The 24,731-nt window shown below is 72.4% G+C and carries 20 protein-coding genes and 1 pseudogene; 14 read left to right on the forward strand and 7 right to left on the reverse strand.

Features of this window, described 5'->3' with window-relative positions; all coding sequences use genetic code 11:
* The 6 genes and pseudogenes from ACWCRD_RS40550 to ACWCRD_RS40575 all read left to right on the forward strand — a co-directional run.
* Positions 1–323: pseudogene (locus ACWCRD_RS40550) on the forward strand (hypothetical protein); the annotation flags it as partial.
* Positions 324–358: 35 nt separating this feature from the next.
* Positions 359–2,098, forward strand: coding sequence for an FHA domain-containing protein (locus ACWCRD_RS40555; protein WP_450970682.1), 1,740 nt, complete (start codon positions 359–361; stop codon positions 2,096–2,098).
* Entirely contained in the window at positions 2,095–3,660 is a 1,566-nt protein-coding gene (locus tag ACWCRD_RS40560; RefSeq protein ID WP_450970683.1) for a serine/threonine-protein kinase, read from the forward strand. The genes ACWCRD_RS40555 and ACWCRD_RS40560 overlap by 4 nt, the downstream gene beginning before the upstream one ends.
* A gap of 64 nt (positions 3,661–3,724) precedes the next feature.
* On the forward strand, positions 3,725–5,368 hold the full coding sequence (locus ACWCRD_RS40565; RefSeq protein ID WP_450970684.1) for a hypothetical protein: 1,644 nt from the start codon (positions 3,725–3,727) through the stop codon (positions 5,366–5,368).
* 109 nt (positions 5,369–5,477) lie between these two features.
* Positions 5,478–6,047, forward strand: coding sequence for a PadR family transcriptional regulator (locus ACWCRD_RS40570; RefSeq protein WP_450970685.1), 570 nt, complete (start codon positions 5,478–5,480; stop codon positions 6,045–6,047).
* A 126-nt stretch (positions 6,048–6,173) separates the two neighbouring features.
* Complete coding sequence (locus tag ACWCRD_RS40575; RefSeq protein WP_450970686.1) at positions 6,174–7,898, forward strand: acyl-CoA dehydrogenase family protein; 1,725 nt, start codon at positions 6,174–6,176, stop codon at positions 7,896–7,898.
* Between the two features lie 104 nt (positions 7,899–8,002).
* Here ACWCRD_RS40575 and ACWCRD_RS40580 read toward each other — a convergent pair whose 3' ends face one another.
* Together ACWCRD_RS40580 and ACWCRD_RS40585 are read right to left on the reverse strand one after the other, a co-directional pair.
* Positions 8,003–9,271, reverse strand: coding sequence for an SWIM zinc finger family protein (locus ACWCRD_RS40580; RefSeq protein WP_450970687.1), 1,269 nt, complete (start codon positions 9,269–9,271; stop codon positions 8,003–8,005).
* The gene (locus ACWCRD_RS40585) at positions 9,268–12,132 is read right to left on the reverse strand and encodes a DEAD/DEAH box helicase (RefSeq protein WP_450970688.1); all 2,865 of its coding nucleotides are present in this window, start codon (positions 12,130–12,132) and stop codon (positions 9,268–9,270) included. Before ACWCRD_RS40585 ends, ACWCRD_RS40580 begins: the two co-directional genes overlap by 4 nt.
* A 251-nt stretch (positions 12,133–12,383) precedes the next feature.
* Between ACWCRD_RS40585 and ACWCRD_RS40590 the strand changes: the two genes are divergently transcribed.
* The gene (locus ACWCRD_RS40590; protein ID WP_450970689.1) at positions 12,384–13,439 is read left to right on the forward strand and encodes a fatty acid desaturase family protein; all 1,056 of its coding nucleotides are present in this window, start codon (positions 12,384–12,386) and stop codon (positions 13,437–13,439) included.
* Positions 13,440–13,568: 129 nt separating this feature from the next.
* Positions 13,569–13,751 (forward strand): hypothetical protein, encoded by a 183-nt coding sequence (locus ACWCRD_RS40595; protein ID WP_030931554.1) that lies wholly within the window; start codon positions 13,569–13,571, stop codon positions 13,749–13,751.
* 4 nt (positions 13,752–13,755) lie between these two features.
* Here ACWCRD_RS40595 and ACWCRD_RS40600 read toward each other — a convergent pair whose 3' ends face one another.
* From ACWCRD_RS40600 to ACWCRD_RS40610, 3 genes are all read right to left on the reverse strand, one after another.
* The gene (locus ACWCRD_RS40600) at positions 13,756–15,147 is read right to left on the reverse strand and encodes a tannase/feruloyl esterase family alpha/beta hydrolase (protein WP_450970690.1); all 1,392 of its coding nucleotides are present in this window, start codon (positions 15,145–15,147) and stop codon (positions 13,756–13,758) included.
* Positions 15,148–15,561: 414 nt separating this feature from the next.
* Positions 15,562–16,416: a hypothetical protein gene (locus ACWCRD_RS40605; protein ID WP_450970691.1), complete on the reverse strand. Its 855-nt coding sequence runs from the start codon at positions 16,414–16,416 to the stop codon at positions 15,562–15,564.
* A 136-nt stretch (positions 16,417–16,552) separates the two neighbouring features.
* The gene (locus tag ACWCRD_RS40610) at positions 16,553–16,849 is read right to left on the reverse strand and encodes a hypothetical protein (RefSeq protein WP_450970692.1); all 297 of its coding nucleotides are present in this window, start codon (positions 16,847–16,849) and stop codon (positions 16,553–16,555) included.
* Between the two features lie 369 nt (positions 16,850–17,218).
* On the opposite strand from ACWCRD_RS40610, the gene ACWCRD_RS40615 reads away from it, so the two are divergent.
* The gene (locus ACWCRD_RS40615; RefSeq protein WP_450970716.1) at positions 17,219–18,580 is read left to right on the forward strand and encodes an NAD(P)/FAD-dependent oxidoreductase; all 1,362 of its coding nucleotides are present in this window, start codon (positions 17,219–17,221) and stop codon (positions 18,578–18,580) included.
* Positions 18,581–18,636: 56 nt separating this feature from the next.
* Here ACWCRD_RS40615 and ACWCRD_RS40620 read toward each other — a convergent pair whose 3' ends face one another.
* Positions 18,637–19,236 carry a class I SAM-dependent methyltransferase gene (locus tag ACWCRD_RS40620; RefSeq protein WP_450970693.1) on the reverse strand — a complete coding sequence of 200 codons (600 nt, stop codon included), beginning with the start codon at positions 19,234–19,236 and terminating at the stop codon, positions 18,637–18,639.
* Positions 19,237–19,389: 153 nt separating this feature from the next.
* Between ACWCRD_RS40620 and ACWCRD_RS40625 the strand changes: the two genes are divergently transcribed.
* The 5 genes from ACWCRD_RS40625 to ACWCRD_RS40645 all read left to right on the forward strand — a co-directional run bounded on the left by ACWCRD_RS40625 (position 19,390) and on the right by ACWCRD_RS40645 (position 24,266).
* Entirely contained in the window at positions 19,390–20,166 is a 777-nt protein-coding gene (locus tag ACWCRD_RS40625) for an MHYT domain-containing protein (RefSeq protein ID WP_344398970.1), read from the forward strand.
* Positions 20,167–20,210: 44 nt separating this feature from the next.
* Entirely contained in the window at positions 20,211–22,733 is a 2,523-nt protein-coding gene (locus ACWCRD_RS40630; protein WP_450970694.1) for a sensor histidine kinase, read from the forward strand.
* Positions 22,730–23,161, forward strand: coding sequence for a roadblock/LC7 domain-containing protein (locus tag ACWCRD_RS40635; RefSeq protein WP_450970695.1), 432 nt, complete (start codon positions 22,730–22,732; stop codon positions 23,159–23,161). The genes ACWCRD_RS40630 and ACWCRD_RS40635 overlap by 4 nt, the downstream gene beginning before the upstream one ends.
* A gap of 22 nt (positions 23,162–23,183) precedes the next feature.
* Positions 23,184–23,597: a DUF742 domain-containing protein gene (locus tag ACWCRD_RS40640; RefSeq protein ID WP_115914233.1), complete on the forward strand. Its 414-nt coding sequence runs from the start codon at positions 23,184–23,186 to the stop codon at positions 23,595–23,597.
* 63 nt (positions 23,598–23,660) lie between these two features.
* A complete protein-coding gene (locus tag ACWCRD_RS40645; RefSeq protein ID WP_115914234.1) occupies positions 23,661–24,266 on the forward strand; it encodes an ATP/GTP-binding protein in 606 nt (201 codons plus the stop codon).
* Positions 24,267–24,290: 24 nt separating this feature from the next.
* Here the strand turns inward: ACWCRD_RS40645 and ACWCRD_RS40650 are convergent, their stop codons facing one another.
* A complete protein-coding gene (locus ACWCRD_RS40650; protein WP_450970696.1) occupies positions 24,291–24,719 on the reverse strand; it encodes a PPOX class F420-dependent oxidoreductase in 429 nt (142 codons plus the stop codon).
* Between the last annotated feature and the right edge of the window lie 12 nt (positions 24,720–24,731).

A 24,731-nucleotide genomic window follows, 5' to 3' on the forward strand; every position in this document is an offset into this window, starting at 1 on the left:
AGAACACCAATCGCCCCAGTGGTGGCGGTGGCCACGGCGGTGGTGACGGTGGGGGCGACGGAAACGGCGGAGGCAGCCAGGAGAACATCGGTCGGCGTCCCGGCGGTGTCGGTGAACCCGGCGGTGGCAACCGCATCATCGTCCAAGGTGGCCTGCCCGCCTCGGGCGAGGACGGCAGCGGTGATCACATCATCGTCCAGGGTGGCCTGCCGGCCTTCGGCCTCGGAAACGCCGCCACGCACCTGCCGGATTCCGGCCCCGCAGCGGAAGGCGACGAAGGCTTCAACGGCGGTGCGTTCCTCAGCGGTTCCGGCGCAGGCTGAGTCACCGCATGCTCTGCCGTGTCTGCCGCGTCCACGTGCGGCGCGACTTTCCGTACTGCCTGCACTGCGGCACCCCGCGCCGGGGTGTCGCACCGACCTCGTTCGCCGCACCCCAGCTGCGCGGCCTCGACGACCCCACGCTGCTCGTCGCGCTGACCGGCCCGGTCACCACGCTGGGCCGCGGCGAGGACAACGACGTGGTTCTGTCCGACACCAGCGTCTCGCGCCGCCACGCCCGCATCGTCCGCACCGCTGAGGGCTTCCGGATCGAGGACCTGGACTCCTTCAACGGCACCGCCGTCGGCGGCGTCGACCTGCACGGCGGTGCGGCCGGCCTCGCCGACGGCACCGAGTTGTCCGTCGGCGACGTACGCCTGGTGTTCGAGCAGCCCCGCGACACCCGGATCGGCTCGCGCACGATGGTCGTCGGTACGCAGCTGACCCAACTGCCCGCCGCCGGGCAGGCCGGGCAGGAGGAGGCCCCCGAGGCGAACGGTCCGCTCACCGCGCGGCCCCGCCGCCGTTCCGGCTGGGCCCTCAAGCAGATCCCCACCGAACGCGGCGCACCCCGCTGGGTGCTCAGCAGCACCCGTACCGGCCGCTATCTGGAACTGGACGAGCGCCAGGTGTTCCTGTGGCACGCCGTCGACGGCGAGAACACCGTACGGGACCTGCTTTTCGCCTACGCCGACCGCTACGGCGAACTCGCCCTGCCCCGCATCGAGTCCGCGCTTGCCGCGTTCGCGGACGCCGGGCTGCTGCGTGGCCTGCCGGGACGGCCGGAGGAGGAGCGGCCGAAGGGCTGGCAGCGGGCGGCACGTGCCGTGTACCGGGCGCTGCTGAAGCTGGAGGTGTCCGTCCCCGGCCTCGACCGGCTGGTGACCCGGCTCTACCAGGCTTTCGGCTGGCGGCTGTTCACCCGGACAGGGGTGCTGCTCGCCTGGCTGTCGGTGGCCGGCGGCCTCGGCGCCTTCGTCGTCGCGCAGGGCCGGCACCATCTGCTGGACTTCGGCGGGGCGGGCGTGTGGGGCCCGGTCGCGCTGGCCGCAGGCTATGTGAGCGCGCTGCTCATCCACGAGCTCACGCACGCGCTGGCCGTGAAGTCGTACGGCCGCAAGGTCAGGCGCGGCGGGTTCCTGCTGATGATGGGCATGCCGTTCGCGTTCGTGGACACCAGCGACATGTGGTTCGGCTCCCGCTGGTCACGGGTCGTCGTGGCCCTTTCCGGGCCGCTGTCCACGGCGGCGCTGGCCGGCTGGTGTGCCACGGGCGCGGCCCTGCTGCCCGCGGGACCGGCCTCGGCCGTCCTCTACCACCTGGCCTTCGGCCTCTACCTGAACACCCTCTACAACTTCAACCCGCTGATGCCGCTGGACGGTTACCAGGCGCTGACCGACGCCCTCCGGGTGCCCCGGCTGCGCGAGGAGGCGAGCGCCTACTTCCGCACGAGCCTGTGGCGGGACCTGCGCGCGGGCAACCGGCCCGGCCCCCGTCAGGCAGGCCTCGCCGCGTACGGCCTCGCGGTCGTCGTGGGCACCTACGGCTTCCTCGGCCTCGCCCTGCTGGCCTGGCGCTCCCGCATCGGTGACCTGCTGGACGGCCGCCTGCCCGAGCCGTGGACCACGGTGATCGAGGCGGCCGTGGTCGCCCTGGTCGCCTTCCCGGTGTGGTCCACACCCGCCCGCTGGCTGCTGCGCCGGATACGGCGTCGACGGGACGCGAGGCACGTACCGCAGGGGGCCGGGCTCCCCGCACCGGTGGAGAGGACCGCATGACCCAGGACACGCACACCGAGGGCGGCTGGGCCGTCCCCGGTTACGCGGCCGTCCGGACGCTGGGCGAGGGTGCCGGCGGCCGGGTCGTCCTCGCCCGGCACACCGCGATCGGCGTCCCCGTCGCCGTCAAGTACCTGAGTGAACGCCTGTGCGTGGACCGGGAGTTCCTGGCCCGCTTCCGCGCCGAGGCCCGACTGCTCGGCGAGCTCCGGCACCCGTGTGTGGTGCGGCTGTACGAGTACGTCGAGGCACGTGCCGGGGCTGCGATCGTGATGGAGGCGGTGGACGGCGTCAGCCTGCGCCAACTGCTGCTCCGGCACGGGGCGACCGGCCCCGAGACAGCGCTCGTCCTGCTCAAGGGCTCCCTGCTGGGGCTGGGCGCGGCCCACACGGCCGGGGTGGTGCACCGCGACTTCAAACCGGAGAACGTCCTGGTCCGCGCCGACGGCACCAGCGCGCTCGCCGACTTCGGCATCGCGGTGCGCAGCGGCCGGGAGACCGACGTCGAGGGCACGCCCGCCTATATGGCGCCGGAGCAGTGGAACGGCGAGCCGGCCGGCCCGGCGGCCGACGTCTACGCCGCGTCTGTGGTGTTCTTCGAGTGCCTGACCGGTCGGCGGCCGTTCCCCGGCGACGACGTGACGGCTCTGCGCCTGCAGCACCTGCGCGCCCCGACCCCGCTGGACGACGTACCCGCGCCGGTGCGTCCGCTGCTGCGCTCAGGCCTGGCGAAGGACCCGGCGGACCGGCCCGGCGTCGAGACGTTCCTCGCCGACCTGGAACGGTCCGCCGCGGAAGGCTACGGCGCCGGCTGGGAAGAGCGCGGCCGCCGTCGGCTGGCTGAACTCGCAGCGCTGCTCGCCCTGCTGTTCCCGTTCACCACGACCGCGACCCTCGAGGGCTCGGCCAGTGCGCTGACCCTGCTGGACCGGCTGAAGCGCGGGGGATGGAAGGCGGTGACCGGTGGGGCGGCCGCGCTGGTCGTCGTCGCGGGCGGAGCGACGTACGCGACGGGCCGTCCGCACGAGACGTCGACGACGGTGGCGAGCTCGACCCCGGCACCGGTCAACTCACCCACAGCGCCCGGCGTTTCACCCTCCCCTTCCCCTTCGGCGAGCAGCGCCCGGCCCACGGCCGACACGTCACCCACGACCACCCCCTCGGACAGCCCGTCGACCTCGCCCACGCCGTCCACGGAGACGACCGCGCCGGCCGTGACGCCGACCACCGGGTCCCCCGGCCCGGCCACCGCCGGCACGGTCAGCCTCACCATCGGCTCCTGGCAGCGTGGGCAGAAACCCGGCACGCTCATCGCGGCCGTGACGGTCGAGACGACGGGCACCGGTCCGCTGACCGTCACCGCGAACTACTACGTCGACACACCCGCCGACCCGTACGGCTCGCAGTCCCGGACCCTGTCCGGAAGCACGCACTACGACCTGACCTTCGAGGGCGATTTCTCCAACCATCCGTGCCGGGGGACCTGGGAGGTCTCGCTCAGCAGCGACCCGGCGGCAGCGAACGGTCCCCAGACGGCCTCCCTCGACGCACCTCCGTGCTGACCAGGCCCCCGAGAGACCCGAGAGACCTCAGAGCCACTCCCCGCCGCGACGAGAACGGATCGACATGACGACAGCCACCACAGTGGCCGGACGGCCCCTGTCCGGCTGGTCACGGGACGCCCGCCACGGCACCTGGTACGCCCTGTTCCCCGCGCGGTCCGGCGAGCGCACCCTAGGCGCGCTGCGCATCGACCGCGCCCTGCTGGCGCCCGAGGGCACGCGCGAGCGCCTGGCGGCCGTGGTGCTCGCCACGGCGAAGCTCAGGCTGCCCGGGCTGCTGGGCACGGTCGACCTCGTGGCCGAGGCCGATGAGGTGTGGCTGCTCACGGCCCGGCCGCCGGCTCCCACCCTGGCCGACGTCCTGTCATCGGCGGGGGGCCCGCGCCCGGACGCGGGCAGCGCGGCCAGCATCCTCAACGAGACCGCGCAGACCCTTCTCGCCCTGCGTGCGGCAGGCCTGCCCCACGGCCCGCTCGGCCCCGACACCGTCGTGATCGCTCCGGACGGTGTCGCGCTGCTGGCCGAGGCGGAGCTGGGCGCGGTGCTGGGCGACGCGGCCGTCATACCGGTGTCGGGCGACGCGCCGCACGCCGATCGCCGGGCAGCAGTCGCCACCGCTGCCTGGGCCGCTTTGGCCCGCACTCTTGGCGACGCCTGGACGCAGCCAGAAACCCCCGCGGCGGATCTGTTCGCCCGCTGTGCCGCCATCGCCGAGTCGCAGGGGCTGGCGGCGGCCCGGAGCGCGCTGGTCGCCGGAGGGGCGGTGCTCCCGGCGGACTTCCTGCGCCGCACGGCGCTCCGGGCGGTGGCGGTCGCATCGACCCCGGAGTTCGCACCGCCCAAGGCACAGGCACCGTTCGTCACGGCGGCTCCCGGTCGCCCTGCTCCACGTACGGACCCTCACCCGGTGCCGGACGCAACCGACTCCGACCCACGCCCCACGGCCCCCGAAAACCCCGCTCCCGCACCCGACCGCTCTGCCCGCCCCACCACCACCGTCGGCCAGCCCGCCACGGCGGCCCACGGAGCCGGTGGCCCGGATCCGCGAACCTCCCTGGCCGCCCCCGTCCCTCACTCCTCAGCCGCCGACCAGATCACCACGGTCGGCCGCGGTCACCGTTCCCGTGCCGCGGACACCCAGGCAACCGTCCTCGGCAAGCGCAACCGCGTCGTCAGGCCTCCGGCAGAGGCGGGGGAGGACTCAGGCGGGATCTTGCTCCGGTTCGGGCCAGGGGTCCCGTTGGAGGAGCAGGACGTCCTGCGGGCCCGATGGCGGACCGAGGCAGCGGTTCCCGCCGCCCCCCGCTCGCGGCGCGGACGACGGGGCTGGATCGCCACCACCGGCGTCGTCGCGATCGCCGCCGTACTGCTCTGGCTGCTGCTGCGCCCGGCGCCCGCTCCCGAGGTCGTCTCCGTCCGAGTCGACGCCCCCGCCCGGCCGTTGCACTGCGGTCAGACGGCCGACCTGACCGGTGTCGTCACCACCGACGGGCACGGCGGCCCCGTCACCTACCGGTGGCTGCGCGAGGACGGCCAGGACTCGGGCGAGCTGGTCCGCACCGCCGATCGCGGTGAGCGCCGGGTCAAGGTGCACCTGCGCTGGACGGTCCGCGGTTCCGGCCGCTTCCGGGGGACCGCCCGCCTGAGGATCACGCACCAGCCGGCCCCGATGGAGGCGAGGGCGAGCTTCACGTACGTCTGTCCCTGAGGCACCTGTCCTTGACGAGTGTGTCCTTGGGCATGTCGTCGGCGTGAGCCGCGTCGCATCGGAGCGGGCGAGGTTGCTATGCAACGAGTTGCATAGCAGGATCGGTGGCATGGCCCTCGAACACGCGATCTTGGTGTCGCTTCTGGAGAAGCCAGGATCCGGCTACGAGCTGGCCCGGCGCTTCGAGCGGTCCATCGGCTACTTCTGGACCGCCACCCACCAACAGATCTATCGCGTGCTCAAGCGCATGGAGAACGACGGCTGGATCGACGTCCGGGAGGTCCCGCAGCAGGGTCGGCCGGACAAGAAGGAGTACTCCGTCGCCGACCTCGGCCGGGCCGCGCTGTCCTCCTGGCTGCAGGATCCGATCGAACCGGAGAGTGTCCGCCACGACCTGGCCGTGAAGATCCGCGGAGCAGCCTTCGACGATCCGGCCGCCCTGATCCGCGAGGTGGAGCGACACCGCCAGGCGCACCGGGACCGCCTGGCGCACTATCTCGCAGGAGAGGCGCGCGACTTCACGCCCCAAGCAGGCACGCCCGGTCCTGGTGCGCCGCTCGACGCGGAGCGGGAACTCCAGCACGTGGTCCTGCGCGGTGGCATCGCGTACGAGCGGATGATGATCGACTGGCTGGACGACGTGCTCGCCACGCTGGCCCGATTCGGTCCCGCCCGCTGACCGTCGCTGTAGCCGCCGCCGATCCTCCCGATTCCCCGCTCCGTCCGATTTCCCGATCCGATCCGGTCCGTCCAGCCGTCCGACTTCCCGTTTCCCGCCCGTCCACCAGCCGAAAGGCGTCACACCATGGCCGACCAGCTGCTGTTCAACCCGCGCACCTACGACCCCGCGCACTTCGACCCCGAGACGCGGCGCCTGCTGCGTGCCACCGTCGACTGGTTCGAGGAGCGCGGGAAGAGGCGGCTGATCGAGGACTACCGGACGCGCGCCTGGCTCGGCGATTTCCTCGCCTTCGCGGCGAAGGAGAACCTGTTCGCCACGTTCCTGACGCCGTCGTCCGCCGCGGGGGAGGGAGAATCCGACAAGCGGTGGGACACCGGCCGGATCGCCGCGCTCAATGAGATCCTCGGCTTCTACGGCCTGGACTACTGGTACGCCTGGCAGGTCACGATCCTCGGCCTCGGCCCGGTCTGGCAGAGCGACAACGCCGCCGCCCGCGCCCGCGCCGCTGAACTCCTCGCCCAGGGAGAGGTGTTCGCCTTCGGCCTGTCCGAGAAGGTCCACGGCGCCGACATCTACTCCACCGACATGCTGCTCGAGCCCGACGGCAACGGCGGCTTCCGCGCCACCGGCTCCAAGTACTACATCGGCAACGGCAACGCCGCCGGACTCGTCTCGGTCTTCGGCCGCCGTACCGACGTCGAGGGCCCCGACGGCTATGTGTTCTTCGCCGCCGACAGCCGTCACCCGGCCTATCACCTGGTCAAGAACGTCGTCGACTCCTCGAAGTTCGTCAGCGAGTTCCGCCTGGCGGACTACCCCGTGGCGGCCGAGGACGTCCTGCACACCGGCCGCGCCGCCTTCGACGCCGCGCTCAACACCGTCAACGTCGGCAAGTTCAACCTGTGCACCGCCTCGATCGGCATCTGCGAGCACGCGATGTACGAGGCCGTCACCCACGCCCACAACCGCATCCTCTACGGCCGCCCCGTCACCGCCTTCCCGCATGTGCGGCGCGAGCTGACCGACGCGTACGTCAGGCTCGTCGGCATGAAGCTGTTCAGCGACCGCGCTGTCGACTACTTCCGCTCCGCCGGTCCTGACGACCGCCGTTACCTCCTCTTCAACCCGATGACGAAGATGAAGGTGACCACGGAGGGCGAGAAGGTCATCGACCTGATGTGGGACGTGATCGCGGCCAAGGGCTTCGAGAAGGACAACTACTTCGCGCAGGCGGCCGTGGAGATCCGCGGCCTTCCCAAGCTGGAGGGCACGGTCCACGTCAACCTGGCGCTGATCCTGAAGTTCCTGCGCAGCCACCTCCTCGAGCCGGTCGACTACCCCGCCGTACCGACCCGCCTCGACGCGGCCGACGACGACTTCCTCTTCCGGCAGGGACCGGCCCGCGGTCTCGGCTCGGTGCGCTTCCACGACTGGCGGCCCGCCTTCGACACGTACGCGCACCTGCCGAACGTGACCCGCTTCCGCGAACAGGCCGACGCACTCTGCGAGTTCGTCGCCACGGCCGCGCCGGACGCGGAGCAGAGCCGGGACCTCGACCTCCTCCTCGCGGTCGGTCAGCTCTTCGCCCTCGTCGTGCACGGACAGCTCGTCCTGGAGCAGGCCGCCCTGACCGGCCTCGACGAGGATGTGCTCGACGAACTCTTCGCCGTTCTCGTACGGGACTTCTCCGCGCACGCAGTCGAACTGCACGGCAAGGACTCGGCGACTGAACAGCAGCAGGAGTGGGCGCTCGGTTCGGTCCGGCGGCCCGTCGTCGACGAGGCACGCACGGAGCGGGTCTGGCAGCGGGTCGAGGCGCTGTCCGGCGCGTACGAGATGGCCCCGTAGGCGCGCGCGTCACCAGCCGGTGGCCGGGCGGCGTGGGCCCGGCCACCGGTCGGCGAGGCTTCAGCCCCGCTGCAGTTCCGCGGTCCGGCCGAATGCAGGGCCCGTCAGGCGGGCTCCTCCCCGGGGTCCGGCTCCGCCGAGGCCAGAGCGGTCGCCGGATCCTGGCAAGCCGCTCCGGCGGGCACCCAGCGGCCCCGCTCCTTGCGATACGGCCACCAACGCCCGTCCCGCCCCAGGCGCAGTTGGGCCGGTGCGCCGACGACTGTCCACCGGTTGCCGCTCGCCCGCAGTGACGGTCGCTCGTCCTCGTCCCAGGCCGACTCCAGGGCGGCACGCGCGCGTGCGAGAGCCTCGCCCGAGACGGTCCACTCCTCCTCCAGCACGGACAGCGCGGCCGCCCCTGCGAGGCGCCACGCGCGCGTGGCCCGCGCCAGCCCCTGCCGGTCGCGTCCGGACCCCTCGGCCAGCCGGTCCACCACAGCCCTGTCATCGGGTCCTGCGGCGAGACGGACCGCATCCTGCGCGAGCGTCAGCACCTCTTCCGGGGCCTGCGCTTCGCTCCCGGAACGGAGAGCGTCCGCGAGCAGGCGGTGTGCCTCTGCGGCCGTTCGCGCGGCCAGATACTCCAGGGCGGCCGGGTCCACGCCCGGCCCGGGAGGGGCCTCGGTGTCCAGGCATGGCGGAATACCGGGTTCCGCGGGCAGCTCCGGCGGGGTGGGCAGGGGCGGCAGGATGTCGCCGGTCCTGTAGGCCTCGGCGGCGTCCACCCCCTCCGGTTCGGCCGGCTCCTCAGTGGGTGTGGTGTCGCGGGCCTGGAGGTCGTTCAGGAGGGCCCGTTCGCCCCGGCCGCGGATCAGCAGCAGCACGAAGGGATCCTGGTCCAGGAGCCGCGCCACCTGATAGCACAGGGCCGCCGTGTGCCCGCAGTGGTCCCAGGCGCCGCAGTCGCACGCCGGTTCAAGATCGCCCATGCCCGGCAGCAGTTCGATGCCCGCGGCCGCCGCGTCCTCGACCAGATGCGGTGGCATCTCGCGGTCCAGCAGCGCCGCGACGTGTCCGGCCCGCTCGACCGTCATGTCCAGGAACCGGTCCCACCGTTCGCCGTCCAGCTCCTCCAGCAGGACGTCGGCCCGGTGAGGCGTGCCACCGCGGCTCTGGACCACTGCCGTGATACGTCCCGGGCGTACGGACACCGCGCCCACACACCCCGCACGCGCCAGCCTGCGGCCCGTCTTGAGCTGTTGGGAGTCGAGCGCCGTGTCCTCCAGGGCTTTGAGCCAGGCCTGGCCCCACCAGGTGTGCGCAAACCCCCGCCCGTGCGCGGGCGGCAGCGCGGCTAACGTACGCTCCATGTCCTGGTCGTGCCGGTTCATCGGCTGCCCCCTCGCAGCTCCACCAGATCGGCCAGCTCCGCGTCCGTCAGCTCCGTGAGCGCCCTCTCGCCGGAGCCCAGTACCGCGTCGGCAAGCTCCCGCTTGCGGCCGAGCATGTCGGCGATGCGGTCCTCGACGGTCCCCTCCGCGATCAGCTTGTGGACCTGCACGGGCCGGGTCTGACCGATGCGGTACGCACGGTCGGTGGCCTGCGCTTCGACGGCGGGGTTCCACCAGCGGTCGTAGTGCACGACGTGTTCGGCCCGCGTCAGGTTCAGCCCGGTGCCCGCGGCCTTCAACGACAGCAGGAAGACGGGGACCTCACCGTCCTGGAAGCGCCGCACCATGGCCTCGCGTTCGGCGACGGGCGTGCCGCCGTGCAGGAACTGCGAGGTGACGCCACGGGCCGTCAGGTGCCGTTCGATGAGGCGCGCCATGCGCACGTACTGCGTGAAGACCAGAACGCTCGCCCCCTCGGAGAGGATGGTGTCGAGCAGCTCGTCCAGCAGCTCCAGCTTCCCCGAACGACCGTCGATCCGCGGCCGTTCCTCCTTGAGGAACTGCGCCGGGTGGTTGCAGATCTGCTTCAGCCCCGTCAGCAGCTTCACGATCAACCCGCGCCGCTCCATGCTGTCGACCGCGGAGATCTCCGCGAGCGTCTCGCGCACCAACGCCTCGTACAGGCCCGTCTGCTCCTTGGTCAGGGACACCGCACGATCGGTCTCGGTCTTCGGCGGCAGCTCCGGCGCGATCCCCGGATCCGACTTGCGGCGGCGCAGCAGGAACGGCCGTACGAGACGGGCGAGCCGCTCCGCGGCGGCCGGGTCCCGGGCGCCCTCCACGGCCTGCGCGTACCGCGTGCGGAAGGTGCCGAGCCGGCCCAGCAGCCCGGGGGTCGTCCAGTCGAGGATCGCCCACAGCTCGGAGAGGTTGTTCTCGACCGGGGTCCCGGTGAGCGCCACGCGTGCGCGTGCACCGATGGAACGCAGCGCCCGTGCGGTCGCCGAGTACGGGTTCTTCACATGCTGGGCCTCGTCCGCCACGACCATGCCCCACGCAATCTCGCCGAGCCGACCCGCGTCCAGGCGCATCGTCCCGTACGTGGTGAGCACGAACTCCCCGTCGGTCACCGCGCCCAGGCTGCGCCGCGCCCCGTGGAAGCGGCGCACGGGCGTGCCGGGCGCGAACCTCTCGATCTCGCGCTGCCAGTTGCCCATCAGCGACGTCGGACACACCACGAGGGTGGGACCGGCCGTCGACGCCTCGCTCTGCCGGTGCAGATGCAGCGCGATCAGCGTGATCGTCTTGCCGAGTCCCATGTCGTCGGCCAGACAGCAGCCCAGACCCAGGGACGTCATCCGGGCCAGCCAACCGAGGCCCCGGCGCTGGTAGTCCCGCAGGGTGGCCGCGAGAGCGGCGGGCTGCGCGACCGGCTCCTGCGCCTCCGGGGCCGCGAGCCGCTCCCGCAGGGCCGCCAGCCACCCCGTGGGCTGTACGTCGACCCGGCGGCCGTCGACCTCCGTCGAGCCCGTCAGCGCGGCTCCGAGCGCGTCGATGGGTGTGATCTTGCGGTCCTGCTGGGCGCGGGCGCGCCGCGCCTCCCGGGGGTCGATGAGGACCCATCGGCCGCGCAGACGCACGACGGGCCGGCCGGCCTCGGCGAGCCGGTCCAGCTCCGCGCGCGTGAGCTGCTCGTCGCCCAGGGCGAACCGCCAGTTGAAGGCGAGCAGCGCGTCGGCGGACAGGAACGACGGCGTGTCCGAGGCGGCCCGGCCGGCCACCGGCTCCTCGTCCGGCGGGCCGATGACCGCGCGTGCGGTCAACGTCCGGGCCAGTTCCTTCGGCCAGTGCACGTCGACTCCGGCGGCGGCGAGATCCCGGGTGCCCGGTCCGAGCAGCTCGGTGACCTCCTCGTCGGCGAGTTCGACGGCGTCCGGCACGCTCGCCGACAGCAGGGGCGTCAGCGGCGGCCAGGACCGGGCGGCCCGGCGCAGCGCGAGCAGGGCGTCCATCCGCGCGCGCGGACCGAAACGCCGGCCCCCGCCTCCGGATGCGCCCCATACCTCGGAAGCGTCCGCCACCAGCGCCGGATCACTGACACTGTGCACCTGCAGAACGGCCCGGAACGGCCCCGCAGCATCCTCCGGCGTCAGCTCGGCGAGGCCGGGCACCTCGATCCGCAGCGAGAGCCGTACGCCCGCGTCGTGGCCCGCGGCGACATCGGCGGCCCACGCCCGCTGCCCGGGCATGTGCTGCGGTGCCTGCGCCGCGTAGGCGGGTCCGCCCGTCACCAGGAAGGCCGCGGGGGAGCGCGGGAGCGTGTCGGCCACCGCGTCCAGGAAGGCGCGCAGCAGCCCCTCCGGGGTGGGCAGCCGCAGCGGCCCGGAGCCGTCCACCGGGATGGCGTGCGCCTCGGGCGGCATCGCGGCGGCCAGCCCACGGATGCGGTCGACGTCGTCCGGGGACAGGGGGCCGATGCGCCAGGCGTCGTGATCGCCGGGGGACAGACCGGGCAACAGCAGCCCCCGGGCGAGGAGTTGGAGAGCCAGGACGGCTGCCGAGCCCCAGAAGACTGCCCCCCGGTGTGCGTGCGCCTCGGTACGCGCGCGCGTGAGGACCGGAAGCGCCGCACGCACCGGCAGCAGGACGGCGGGAAGCTGCACCAGCCCGACGCCGTCACCGCCCGGGAGGACGACGCCCAGATCCTGAGCGGACCCGGCCGCATGAGGTGATGGGGCGCTGCCGTCGGGCCGCCAGAAGGCGACCCGGCCGGTGCGGGCCGGGTCACCGGGCACGAAAACGGCGCAGCAGTGGGCCAGTTCGGAGATCTCGGACGGTGGTGCCGCAGGGATCCTCTGCACAGCGAAGCCGCATTCCTCAAATTTGACTACTGGGGTCGGGGTCGCCGAGGTTACAGCATTCGGCGGGCCGACGGGACACGGCCGAACCGCCCGCCCCCGGCCCGTCCCGCTTCTGCGGTGTCGTCAGCCCCACGACCCACCACCGGCTGACCCCCGCCCGTACACGGGTGGTGGCGTCATGGTCGCAACGGGTCGTCGCTTCGTACGTTTCCTCAGGTCAGCCCGTTGCCCGAGAGAGCCGGAGACCGGACATGCCCGAGTCCACCACAGCCGTAGCCGAACCCCTCCGGGGAACGTGTGACGCACCGCCCGGCGGAAGCGAGTTCGCGCCCCTTCTGCGCACGGTCCGGGGCCAGGGACTCCTGGAACGGCGCCGCACCTGGTACGCGCTCGCCATCGCCATCAACGCACTCGCCCTTGCCGGCATCGTCACGGGCATCGTCCTGACCGGCGATTCCTGGTGGTCGCTGCTCCTGGCACCGCTGCTCGCCGTGTTCGGCGCCCGCACGGCCTTCATCGGCCACGACGCGGGCCACTCCCAGATAGCCGCCGGCAAGTCGGCGGCCCGGGTCATCGGCCTGATCCACGGCAACCTGCTCCTGGGCATGAGCTACGCCTGGTGGAACGACAAGCACAACCGCCACCACGCCAACCCCAACCACATCGACAAGGACCCGGACGTCGTCGCCGACGTCCTCGTCTTCACCGGCGCACAGGCCAAGGAGCGCTCGGGCTTCCGTCGCTGGCTGACCCGCAACCAGGCCTGGCTCTTCTTCCCCCTCACCCTCCTCGAAGGTGTCGCCCTGAAGATCCACGGCTTCAAGGACCTGCGCCGGCAGACACCGCGGGAGCGTGCCGTGGAGGGCCTGCTGCTGGTGACCCACGTGGCCGCGTACGCGACCTTGCTGCTCACCTCTCTCTCCCCGGGCAAGGCCCTCGCGTTCGCCGCCCTGCACCAGGCGCTGTTCGGCCTGCACCTGGGGCTGGCCTTCGCCCCCAACCACAAAGGCATGGAGATGCCCGACCCGAACGGCGAGCGCTGGGGACATCTGCACCGACAGGTGCTCACCTCGCGCAACATCCGCGGCGGCATCCTGACCGACTGGTTCCTGGGCGGCCTCAACTACCAGATCGAGCACCACCTCTTCCCCAGCATGCCCCGCCCCCATCTCCGGCTCGCCCAGCCCCTGGTGCGCGCCCACTGCCGGGAGTTGGGTATTCCCTATGCGGAGACCGGACTCGTCGACTCCTACCGGCAGGCCCTGAGTCACCTGCATGCAGTGGGGGAGCCACTCAGGGGGGAATGACGGACAGTGTTCTCAGGGACGAGTCGGGGTCGCACCTCAGGGACGTCTCAGGGTCGTGGTCCGGAACCGTGGGAGGCACGGGCCCGTTTTCAGGAGAGAGCGGCACAGGCCGCGAAGGAGGCGACGTACATGTCGAACAACGCGAAGATCGCCATAGGAGGTGTGGCGCTCGGGCTCTTCCTGTGGATCTGGCTGCCCTTCTGGGCGGTGGTCCTGATCGTCCTCGGAATCCCGACCGCCGCATACCTCACGCTGGACCCCTCGCAGCGGCGCAGGTTGCGCCGCATCACCCGCAAGGAGCTCGGCCGCTGAAGCACTACCGCACGGGATCGGCCCGGTCGGCCAGCGCGCAGGAGTCGACCACATCGCCGTCCGCGGGCCGTACGACGGTGTGGTCCGCGGGCGGCTGCGCGCCCGTCTCCACCCAGGAGACCAGCGCGTCGAACGCCGAGCGGTAGCAGGGCAGGATCGGCCGCAGCCGTTCCGGAAAGGTGTCGTACAACCCGTCGACGTGCGTGCCGCCCTGGATCGTGTAGTAGCGGTGCAGCGCACCCCGTCCGCGCGCGGCCACCATGCGCGCGTACACATCCGAGTCGGCGGCCTTGGGCAGCAGCGCGTCCAGGTCGCCGTGCAGCGTGATCAGCGGCCGGCCGATGCGCCCCGTGAGCGCCACGCGGGCCACGGCGCGATGGACGGACGCGGGCCGCGACGCATAGTCGTACGCCGCGTCTGCGGGGCAGGGCGAAAGGATCTGCTCAGCGGTGCCACCGGCGGACGGGCCGGGGCAGCCGGGGTCGTACGCCGGGTCGAACTCGGCGCGGTAGATCTTCTGCGTGACGCCCCAGTACGCCTTCTCGTGATACGGCCACAGAAACTCCGAGCCACGCGCGAAGCCCACCGCGTACAGGTCCTCGTCCCGCGCCGAGCCCAGCATCCGTGCCACCGCCGTCGGCAGCGAGGTGAGCACGCTCGGGCCCTGCGCGGTCCACAGGGCGCCCTCCCAGTCCACGCCGCCGTCGTACAGCTCCGGGTGGTTCTCCAACTGCCAGCGGGTGAGATAGCCGCCGTTGGAAATACCGGTCATGTACGTGCGGCGCGGTGCTTGCCCGTATCGCTGGGCCACCGCCCGCTTGGCGGCCCGGGTGAGCTGAGTGGTCCGCGCGTTCCACTCGGCGACCGCGTCACCGGGCTGGGATCCGTCGCGGTAGAAGTCGGCACCGCTGTTGCCCTTGTCGGTCGCCGCGTACGCGTACCCCTGGGCGATCACCTGGTCCGAGATCGCCGTGTCCGTCGCGTACTGCCTGCGTGTGCCGGGGGCGCCGGTGACCACCAGGCCGCCGTTCCAGCGGTCGGGCAACCGGATCACGAACTGCGCGTCGTGCCGCCAGCCGTGGGTGGTGTTGAAGTGCGAGGAGTCCGGGAAATAGCCGTCGATCTGCACTCCCGGCACCCCGGACGGGGTACGGGTCGCCTTGGCCGTCAGTCCCGCCTGATCAGCCGTGTCGGTGTACGGCGTGCCGGCGAGCCCGGTCGTGGTCAGGTCGGGCAGACAGGCGCTCTGCTGGAAGGCGGCGCCCGGCACGTGCACCCGCTCCTGGCGGACACAGTGGTTCCCGCCCACGGCCGTGGCCTGGGCGGGAGCCGGCCAGGTGAGGGCCGCTGCCACCAGGGCGGCGGCAGCGAGCGGAACACCGCGGGACGGACGCATGACGGACCTCCGGGGCGGGACGGCAGGGAACGACGCCCGCAGGGGAGCGGGCGCCGACGGCTGCCCCATCGTGCGGTCAGGCCTCCACCGCATCCATGGGCTGGGACCACATGGCACGCGCCCGCGACATGGCGGCTCGTAACAGGGGTGGTGGATGAAATGCCGTGCGAGGGAAGGAGATCGATGCAATGCGGCCCGGCGGACGCTTCACCGTGAGCGCCGGTGATCGCGCCCGTGCCGTCGCAGAGTCTGCCCCGACTGCGTCTCGCCCGGCCGACACCGCGGAACTCGTACGCACACCCCAATGCCTTGGTTGCCCTGCCGTGCAAGGCACACGCCAACGCGCCCGTCAGCACCCGGAAACAGGACCGGCGCCCCACCGGAACAGCGTGCGGGGTGCCGGTCCGCGCTGACTCAAATGGGCCGCACGGCCATCTTGTCGAGCGCCTCCAGCAGACCCGGCAGCTCCGGCCCGCGGCCGACCGGCAGCACCTCGCCGGGCTCCGCGTCGAGCAGTATGAACGCGATGTCGTCGGTCCGGGCGACGAGCGACCAGCCCGGACCGTCGGCACGCAGGGTCCGCGCGTCGCCCGGGGCGAAGGACGACCGGACGCGGCCGAGGGGCGGCGGAGTGTCCACGTACGCGCGTGCCTCGGCGAGCACCCGCCGGACCCCGCCGTGTCCCGGCTGACCGTCCGCCTGCTCGCCCGCCGCGGCCGGAGCGTCCTCCTTCTCCGCGTCCTCGGAGGTTCGGTCCGCGCTCGGGAAGGCGGAGTCGTCGATCTGCTCCCGCCACACCGTCCACTGCAGCGCGATCTCGTCGGCACCCAGGCGCCGCTGAGCCGGCCCCCACCTGCTGGTGTCCGGCGGCGTCAACGGCGGGCCGTCCGTCACCTCGGGATCGGGATCGTGCGGCTCGGGCACACCGGGAGCCGCCACCGCGACCGCCAGTGGCCAGCCCGGCAGCGCGGCGACGACCGAGCGCTCGTCCGGCGACAGGTCGTACTCCATCCCGCAGTCCCAGGACGCGATCGCGACGGCGACCAGCGACACGTCGTCCACCACGACCGTCCACCGGGCGCCGTCACCGTCCTGGCCGAGCACCAGGCCGTATCCGTCGGCGAGCGGCGCGAGGCCGAGCGCCGCGCAGGCTTCCGGATAGTCGTCGCCCAGCACGCTCGGGAACTTCGCCGGCGTCAGCAGTACCGCCGTGAGCACATAAAGCGCATCGTCCGCGGCGGCGACGGCGTCCTCGTCCGTCCCGGCCATCCCAGCCTCCCCATGGATTCATCCGATCGCGCGCACCCTAGTGCGACCGGAAGCAGCTTGTCACGAGGCACAAGTGCACCTGGAGCTGCAGTTTTCCGGCTGGACGGGGCGAATCGACCGCACCTGACCCGACGCGTCAGGCCGCCGGGAGGCCCAGAAGCGCGCGGGCCACCGTCCCCGGCGACTCGTCGCGCTCCCGCGCGAGCGCGATGACAGCCCGGCACGCCAGCTCGTTGACCCCGAACGACAGCGCTTCCGGAGACACCCAGCCCGCCGCCTCCTCGATCCGCTCCTGGTCGTCCTCCGCGCACGCCGAGACATACGCGGCCGCGGCCTCGAAAAGATTGTGTGTACGTTTGTCCCGGCCGTTGTCGATGTCCGCGTGAACGGCTTTGAGGAATCTCGCACAGGACTTGCGCACCCTGCCCAACATGCTGACCACCTTCCCCCTGCGTGGTTGCCCTGGCCGATCGTTCATCTCCTGCTGTTCAACGTAGAGTTGGAGTTCCGGCGACAGAAGGGGGGCGTTACGGTGAAGCGCTTCCGGCGGCTCGCACAGATCCGGCGGATGGTCCCCTGCAAGGACGCTCCCGAGATCTAACGGCTCAGCGCGGCCGACGAGTTCCCGTGGGACTGCAGAAGGGCCGGACACGGTGACTCGTTTTACCGGGCGAGGGATGCGGGACGGGATACTTGTTGTCTTCTCACGACGTCGCGACCAGGGAGCGGATCTGTGAACTCTGCCGCCGGGACAGGCCGTAAGGGCGAGGGTGGCGGTCGGCGCGGGCGGCATGCGGTCGTCGTGGGTGGGAGCCTCGCCGGGCTCCTCGCGGCGCACGCCCTGGCCGGACATGCCGACCGGGTGACCGTTGTCGAACGTGACCGGTTCCCGGAGGGGACCGGGTCGCGGCCCGGCGTTCCGCAGGGCCGGCATCCCCATGTCCTGCTGCAGGGCGGGCAGGTGGCCCTGGAGTCGCTGCTGCCGGGCTTCCTGGCGGAGCTGCAGGCGGCGGGGGCGCCACGGGTGGGCATGCCGTCGGACATGGTGCTGTGGCAGAACGGGCGCTGGTTCCGCCGGGTGTCCGCGACGACGCACATCTACACCGGTTCCCGCGCGCAGCTGGAGGCGCTGGTGCGGCGGCGGGTTCTCGCCAATCCGGTGATCGACGTGGTGGAGGGGGCCGATGCCGTCGGGCTTCTCGGGGATGCCGCGCGTGTGCGGGGCGTGCTGCTGCGGGACCGCTCCGGCGGCACCGACGCGGAGCACCGGGCCGAGGAGGCCGATCTGGTCGTCGACGCCTCCGGCAGCGGCACCAAGGCGCCGCAGTGGCTCGCGGCGATCGGCGCCGAGGCCCCGCACGAGGAGACCATCGACACCGGCCTCGCCTACGCCTCCCGCGTCTACCGCGGCCGGAAGGGCGTACTCGACGGCGAGACACTCGGCTACTTCGTCTACACCGGCCCCGAACAGATCCACGGCGGCGGTGCGCTGCCGCTGGAGGACGGCAGCCACCTGGTCATCGTCTCGGGGCTGCGCGGCAGCGAACCACCCACGGACGACGACGAGTTCGAGACATACACCAGACGGCTGGCGCATCCGCTCCTGGACCGGTGGCTGGACGACGCCGAACCGCTCTCGCCGGCCTTCGGCTACCGGCGGACCGCGAACATCCGCCGCCGCTACGACCTGCCCGGCCGCCGCCCGGCCGGATTCCTCGCGGTCGGCGACGCGCTGTGCACCTTCAACCCGATCTACGGACAGGGCATGGCCATCGCCGCGATGACCGCGGTCGCCCTGCGCGACGCGCTCGCGGACCGACGCCGCACACCCACCACGCGGCGCGTGCAGCAGGTGCTCCTCGCGGCGTCCCGGCAGGCGTGGGACATCTCCGCCGGGGCGGACCGTGAGATGCCCGGCGCTGTCGGCAACGCGGCCGTCGGTGGCCCTGCGGACCGGATCGCGGGGTGGTACCTGCGCCGGGTCACGGAGCGGGCCCCCGGTGACCCCGTCGTGGGGCGTGCCTTCCGGTCCGTGGTGACGCTCTCTGCGCCTGTCACCGCCCTGTTCGCTCCGCCCGTGGCCCGAGCCGTCCTCTTCCGCCCGCCCGCGTCTACGCCCACCGAGCCGCCGGCTGTACCGGAGTGGACGAGCGAGAGCCGTTGACCCGCAAGGTGCCGTACTCGTGCCTCGCCGCGGCCGTCGCGGGCCGCTGCTGAGGCTCAGCCTTCCCGTACGGCCAGCGCCAGAAAGCGTGCGTCCTCGTCGACGTACGAGGTCATGTGCCAGCCCGAACCGGCCAGCAGCGGACGGAGGTTGGGCTCCGCGCGCAGGTCGTCCGGAGTGATTTGACGGCCTTGGCGTGCCGCCAGTGCCGCCCGGCCGATGGGGTGGAACAGCGCCAGTGTGCCGCCGGGGCGGACCACGCGGGCCAACTCCCGCAGATTCTCGGACGGTTGGGGCAGGTGTGCGATCAGCCCGGCGGCGAACACGGCGTCCAGCGTCTCGGACCGCAGCGGCAGTGCGGCGACGTCGGCGAGCAGCAGCTGCCCGTCGTGGCCCCTTCCGGCCCGTACGGCGGCCTGCAGCATGGCGGGGGTCAGATCGGCCCCGACGACCACTCCCGATGGCCCCACGGCGGCGCGCAGCGGTGTCAGGGCGCGCCCGGTGCCGCAGCCCGCGTCGAGCACCCGGGCGCCCTCGCGCAGCCCGAGCTCGGCGACCGCGGCGGCGTAGGCGGGACCGTCGTCGGGGAACCGGCTGTCCCAGTCGGCGGCGCGGGCGCCGAAGAATTCCTGGACATGTGTGTGGTCGTCGCTCATGTTCCGCATGATTCCTCACCGACACGGATGGGTGCTGCTGCGCACATGTTCGAGCGGGGCGCGATCGTTCACGTACCTCTCTGCGTCATATTCCAACAGCTTTCGAAATGCGCGCCCTTGGTGCGCCCTTGCCGGGACTAGCGTCCCGGAGCCATGGGACACCTGGACCACGCCACCTTCGGCTGGCTTACCCCCGTGCTGTCGTACGTGATGGCCTGTATAGGCGCCGCGCTGGGACTGCGGTGCACGGTCCGTGCGCTGGGCGCCACCGGGCGCTCGCGCCGCAACTGGCTGATCACCGCGGCCTCCGCCATCGGCACCGGCATCTGGACCATGCACTTCGTGGCCATGCTCGGCTTCGGCGTCAGCGGCACCGACATCCGCTACGACGTGCCGCTCACCATCGTGAGCCTGCTCGTCGCCATGATCGTGGTCTGGGCCGGCGTTTTCGCCGTCGGCTACAGCCGTGACCGCACCCGCGCGCTCTTCCTCGGCGGACTCACCACCGGGGTCGGCGTCGCGAGCATGCACTATCTGGGCATGGCCGCGGTGCGGCTGCACGGCCACGTCAGCTACGACCCGGCGCTCGTCGCACTCTCCGTCCTGATCGCCGTCGTCGCGGCGACGGCGGCCCTGTGGGCGGGGCTCAACATCAAGTCGCCCATCGCCGTCACCGTCGCCTCCCTGATCATGGGCGCCGCGGTGACCAGCATGCACTACACCGCGATGTTCGCGGTACGCGTCCATGTCACACCGTCCGGCCACACGCTGCCCGGGGCCACGGCGATGCAGTTCATCTTCCCCCTCGCCGTCGGCCTCGGCTCCTACCTGTTCCTGACCTCGGCCTTCGTCGCGCTGTCGCCGACGACCGGGGAGCGCGAGGCATCCGCCTCGGCCCAGCGGCCGGTCGAGAGCGCCGTCGCCCGTTAGCGACGGCCCGGCCCGCCCCCGTACCACTCCCGAGCGAGGAGGCCATGCGTACACCCCGTAGGACCCCCAGCCCCAGCCCAGAGGCGCCGCCCGCGCCTCCCGTGCGCGGCCGTCGCGCCCACGCCGGCCCGCCCGCCGACGAGGTCCCGGACGAGCCCGCGGGCGCGGCGCCGGCCGATGCACCCGCGCCCGGGAGCCGCTGGCGGATACGGCCGCGCACCGTCCGCGCCAAGATCGTGTGCCTGCTGATGGTTCCGGTCGTCTCGCTGCTGGCCCTGTGGGCCTACGCCACCGTCAGCACCGCCCAGGACATCGCCCGGCTACGGCAGTTGCAGCGCGTCGACTCCCAGATCCGCACCCCGGTCGCCACGGCCGTCGCCGCACTGCAGGCCGAGCGCTCGGCCGCGGTGCGCTCTGCGACCGCCCCCTCGGCCGGACGGAGCGACGACTACGAGAAGCTCGCGGACCGCACCGACCAGGCCGTGGCAGGGCTGCGGCTCGGGGGCCACAACACCGTCGCCGACAGCGAGGAACTGCCCTCCGGCGTGGCCCAGCGGCTCAAGACCTTCGTCGCCGGCGCCGAACAACTGCGCTCCTTGCGCACCGCGGTGCTCGACCGCCGCGCGAACTGGGCCACGGCGTACGGGCAGTACACCAGGACCATCAACAGCGCCTTCGCGGTGGGCGGCGCGCTCACCGGCATCCAGGACGCCGATCTGGGCTCCGACACGCGCGTGCTGCTCGAATTCTCCCGTGCCGGCGAGGCGTTGGCCCAGGAGGACTCGGTGCTCTCGGGTGCCCGTCTGACCCGCGGACTCAGCGGCGAGCGGCTACGGCTGTTCACCGGCGCCGTCGACACCCGCCGCACGCTCACCGAGGCCGCCGTCGCCGACCTGAGCGGCCCCGAGCGCACCGCCTGGCGCACCCTCGCCGAGGGCAATGACTACGCCGCCCTGGGCCGCACGGAGGACCGGATCCTCACCGCCGCCCCGGGCGGACGCGCGATCGCCGCCGCACCCGAGGCCGACTGGAACACGGCACACGCGCGCGTGCAGGACGGGATGCGGACGATCGAGCAGGACGCCGGCAGCAGTGTCGCGCACCGCGCCGACCCGTTCACCCGTGGCCTGCTCACCCCGGCCGGCGCCGCCGTGCTCCTCGGCCTCGCCGCGGTGGCCGCCTCGCTCGTCATCTCCGTCCGCATCGGACGCGGCCTCGTCGTCGAGCTGGTCAGCCTGCGCAACAGCGCCCTGGAGATCGCCCGCCGCAACCTCCCCGAGGCCATGCGGAAGCTGCGGGCCGGCGAGGAGATCGACATCCGGGCCGAGGCTCCACCGGGACCGCCCGCCGAGGACGAGACCGGACAGGTCGCCGAGGCCCTCGGCACGGTCCACCGCGCCGCACTGCGCGCCGCCGTCGAGCGCGCCGAACTCGCCAGCGGTATCTCCGGGGTCTTCGTCAACCTCGCCCGCCGCAGCCAGGTCCTCGTCCACCGCCAACTGAGCCTCCTCGACAGCATGGAGCGCCGCTCCGACGACCCGAACGAGCTCAGCGACCTCTTCCGCCTCGACCACCTCACCACCCGCATGCGGCGCCACGCCGAGAGCCTGATCATCCTCTCCGGAGCGGCACCGGGTCGGGCCTGGCGCATGCCGGTCTCGCTGACCAACGTGGTGCGCGCGGCCGTGTCCGAAGTCGAGGACTACGCGCGCGTGGAGGTGCGACAGCTCCCCGAGGCGGCCGTCGTCGGCTCCGCCGTTGCCGACCTCACCCACCTCCTGGCCGAGGTCGTCGAGAACGCGGCCCAGTTCTCGCCGCCGCACACGCGCGTGCGCATCACCGGCGAACCCGTCGGCAACGGCTACGTGATCGAGGTCGAGGACCGCGGCCTGGGCATGGGCACGGAGACCCTCACCGAGGCCAACCGTCGCATCGAACAGTCCGAGGCGCTCGACCTCTTCGACAGCGACCGGCTCGGCCTCTTCGTGGTCAGCAGGCTCGCGGCCCGCCACGGCATCAAGGTGCACCTGCGCACCTCCCCCTACGGCGGCACCACCGCGGTCGTCCTGCTGCCCACCGCCCTGCTGCACGGCGGCGCGGCGGAACGTTCCCCCGGCAAGGCCGCGGACCCGCAGCGGCCGACGGAACGCGAGTACGCGCGCGTGTCCGGCGGCGCTCCGCACCAGGACTCCGTCCCGGCGACGACCGAGCGGCCCGCGCTGGTGGCCCACGCACCGGCCGCGGTGGACACGACGCCCGACACCCCACCCCCCGGAGTCACCACCTTGCGCCTGCACCGTCCCCAGGAGGACACCGAAGACTCCGACGACCTGCCCCGCCGCGTACGCCAGGCAAGTCTCGCCCCCCAACTGCGCGAACAGCGCCCCGAGGAGCCCGCCCCCCAGCAGGCCTCCGCCCGCGAGGACCGCCGTACCCCCGAGATCGTGCGGGACCGTATGGCTGCCTACCGCGACGGCTGGAAACGCGGCGGCGGCAGGCAACCAGGCCGCGGCATGGGACCGGACCCCACACCGCGCAGCGACAGCAGCGAAGGAGACCGCGCATGATCCAGAACCCGAGCACCGACCGGCGATCCGGCGAACTCGACTGGCTGCTGGACGACTTGGTGCTGCGTGTGAGCGAAGTACGGCACGCCGTGGTGCTCTCCAACGACGGACTCGCCGTGGGCGCCTCCTCCGACCTGCGCCGCGAGGACGCGGAACACCTCGCCGCCGTGGCCTCCGGCTTCCACAGCCTGGCCAAGGGCGCGGGTCGGCACTTCGGCGCCGGCGGGGTGCGCCAGACGATGGTGGAGATGGACGACGGCTTCCTGTTCGTGGCCGCCGCGGGCGACGGCTCCTGCCTCGCCGTACTCACCGCCGTCAGCGCCGACATCGGCCTGGTCGCCTACGAGATGGCACGACTGGTCAAACGCGTCGGCGAGCACCTGTACACGCCGACCCGTGTCGCCGCGCGGCCGCCGGCCGCCCGATGAGACGCGAGGGTGGCGCGCGCACATGAACGCGGACAGCACCGGCATCCCTCCCGAGCCGGGCAGCCAGTGGTACGACGGCGAGGCCGGGCCCCTCGTCCGCCCGTACGCCATGACGGGCGGACGCACCAGGCCCGGGCCCACCGGGGTCCGCTTCGACCTGATCGCCCTGGTCACCCTGGACTCGGGCGCACCCGGCGTCGACGACGACACCGGGCTCGGGCCGGAACACCGGGCCCTGATCGACCTGTGCCGCACCGAGACCCAGTCGGTCGCCGAACTCGCCGCGGGCGCCGACCTGCCCGTGGGCGTGGTCCGGGTACTCCTTGGCGACCTGTTGGAACTCGGCTGCGTCACCGTCAGCCGTCCCGTACCGCCCGCGCAGCTTCCTGACGAACGGATTCTGCGCGAGGTGATCGCAGGGCTGCGGGCCTTGTAGATGTCAGTTCACCACCACCCGGTCCCGTACGGGGCAACCCGGTACTCCCGAGAGAAGTGATCGATGGTCTCCGAGCACTCCGACGCGCAGGACGGCGAGACGGCCGCGCTGGCGTTGAAGATCCTGGTCGCCGGCGGATTCGGCGTGGGCAAGACCACCCTGGTGGGCGCCGTCAGCGAGATCAGGCCGCTGCGCACTGAGGAACTGCTCAGCGAGGCAGGCCAGTTGGTGGACGACACCGATGGTGTGGACCAGAAGGTCACCACGACCGTCGCCATGGACTTCGGGCGCATCACCATCAGGTCCGGCCTGTCCCTGTACCTCTTCGGCACACCGGGGCAGGACCGCTTCTGGTTCCTGTGGGACGAACTGTCGCAAGGAGCTCTGGGTGCCGTGGTCCTCGCCGACACCCGGCGCCTTGAGGACTGCTTCCCGGCGGTGGACTACTTCGAGCACCGGCACATCCCGTTCGTGGTCGCCGTCAACTGCTTCACAGGCGCCCGCACTTACGGCGCCCAGGATGTCTCACGCGCCCTCGACCTCGACCGGGGAACACCGGTGGTGCTGTGCGACGCCCGTGACCGCGACTCGGGCAAGGAAGTGCTGATCCGTCTCGTCGAGTACGCCGGGCGGATGCACACCGCCCGGCTGCTCGACTCGGTCGGCTGACGGACACTCCGCGCGGGCGCCCCCTCAGCTCGCGATCGCCTTCTCCGCCAGCACCTTGTCGATCGTGACCCGGACGAGGAGTTCCCCCGGCACCCCGTTGCGGGCCCCGAACTCCTCGGCTCGCTCCTGGCCCATGTAGCGCGCCCCGATGCGGGTGGCCCACTGCCTGAGCTCGTCGACGTCCTCCGAGATGCGGGCACGGCCCTGTAGGACGACAAAGTCGAAGGGCGGCCGGTCGTCGTCCACGCACAGCGCGACCCTGCCGTCACGCAGGACATTGCGCCCCTTCACGCTCGTGCTCGCGGTGTTGAACACCACGTCGTCTCCGTCGAGCACGAACCAGATCGGGGTCACGTGCGGACTGCCGTCGGCCCGGACGGTCGCCAGCTTTCCGGTGCGGGTGCCGTGCGAGACGAAGTCCCGCCATTCCTTGTCGGTCATCTTCTGCGCCATGCCCCTATCCTC

Source organism: Streptomyces sp. NPDC002092 (assembly GCF_053593775.1).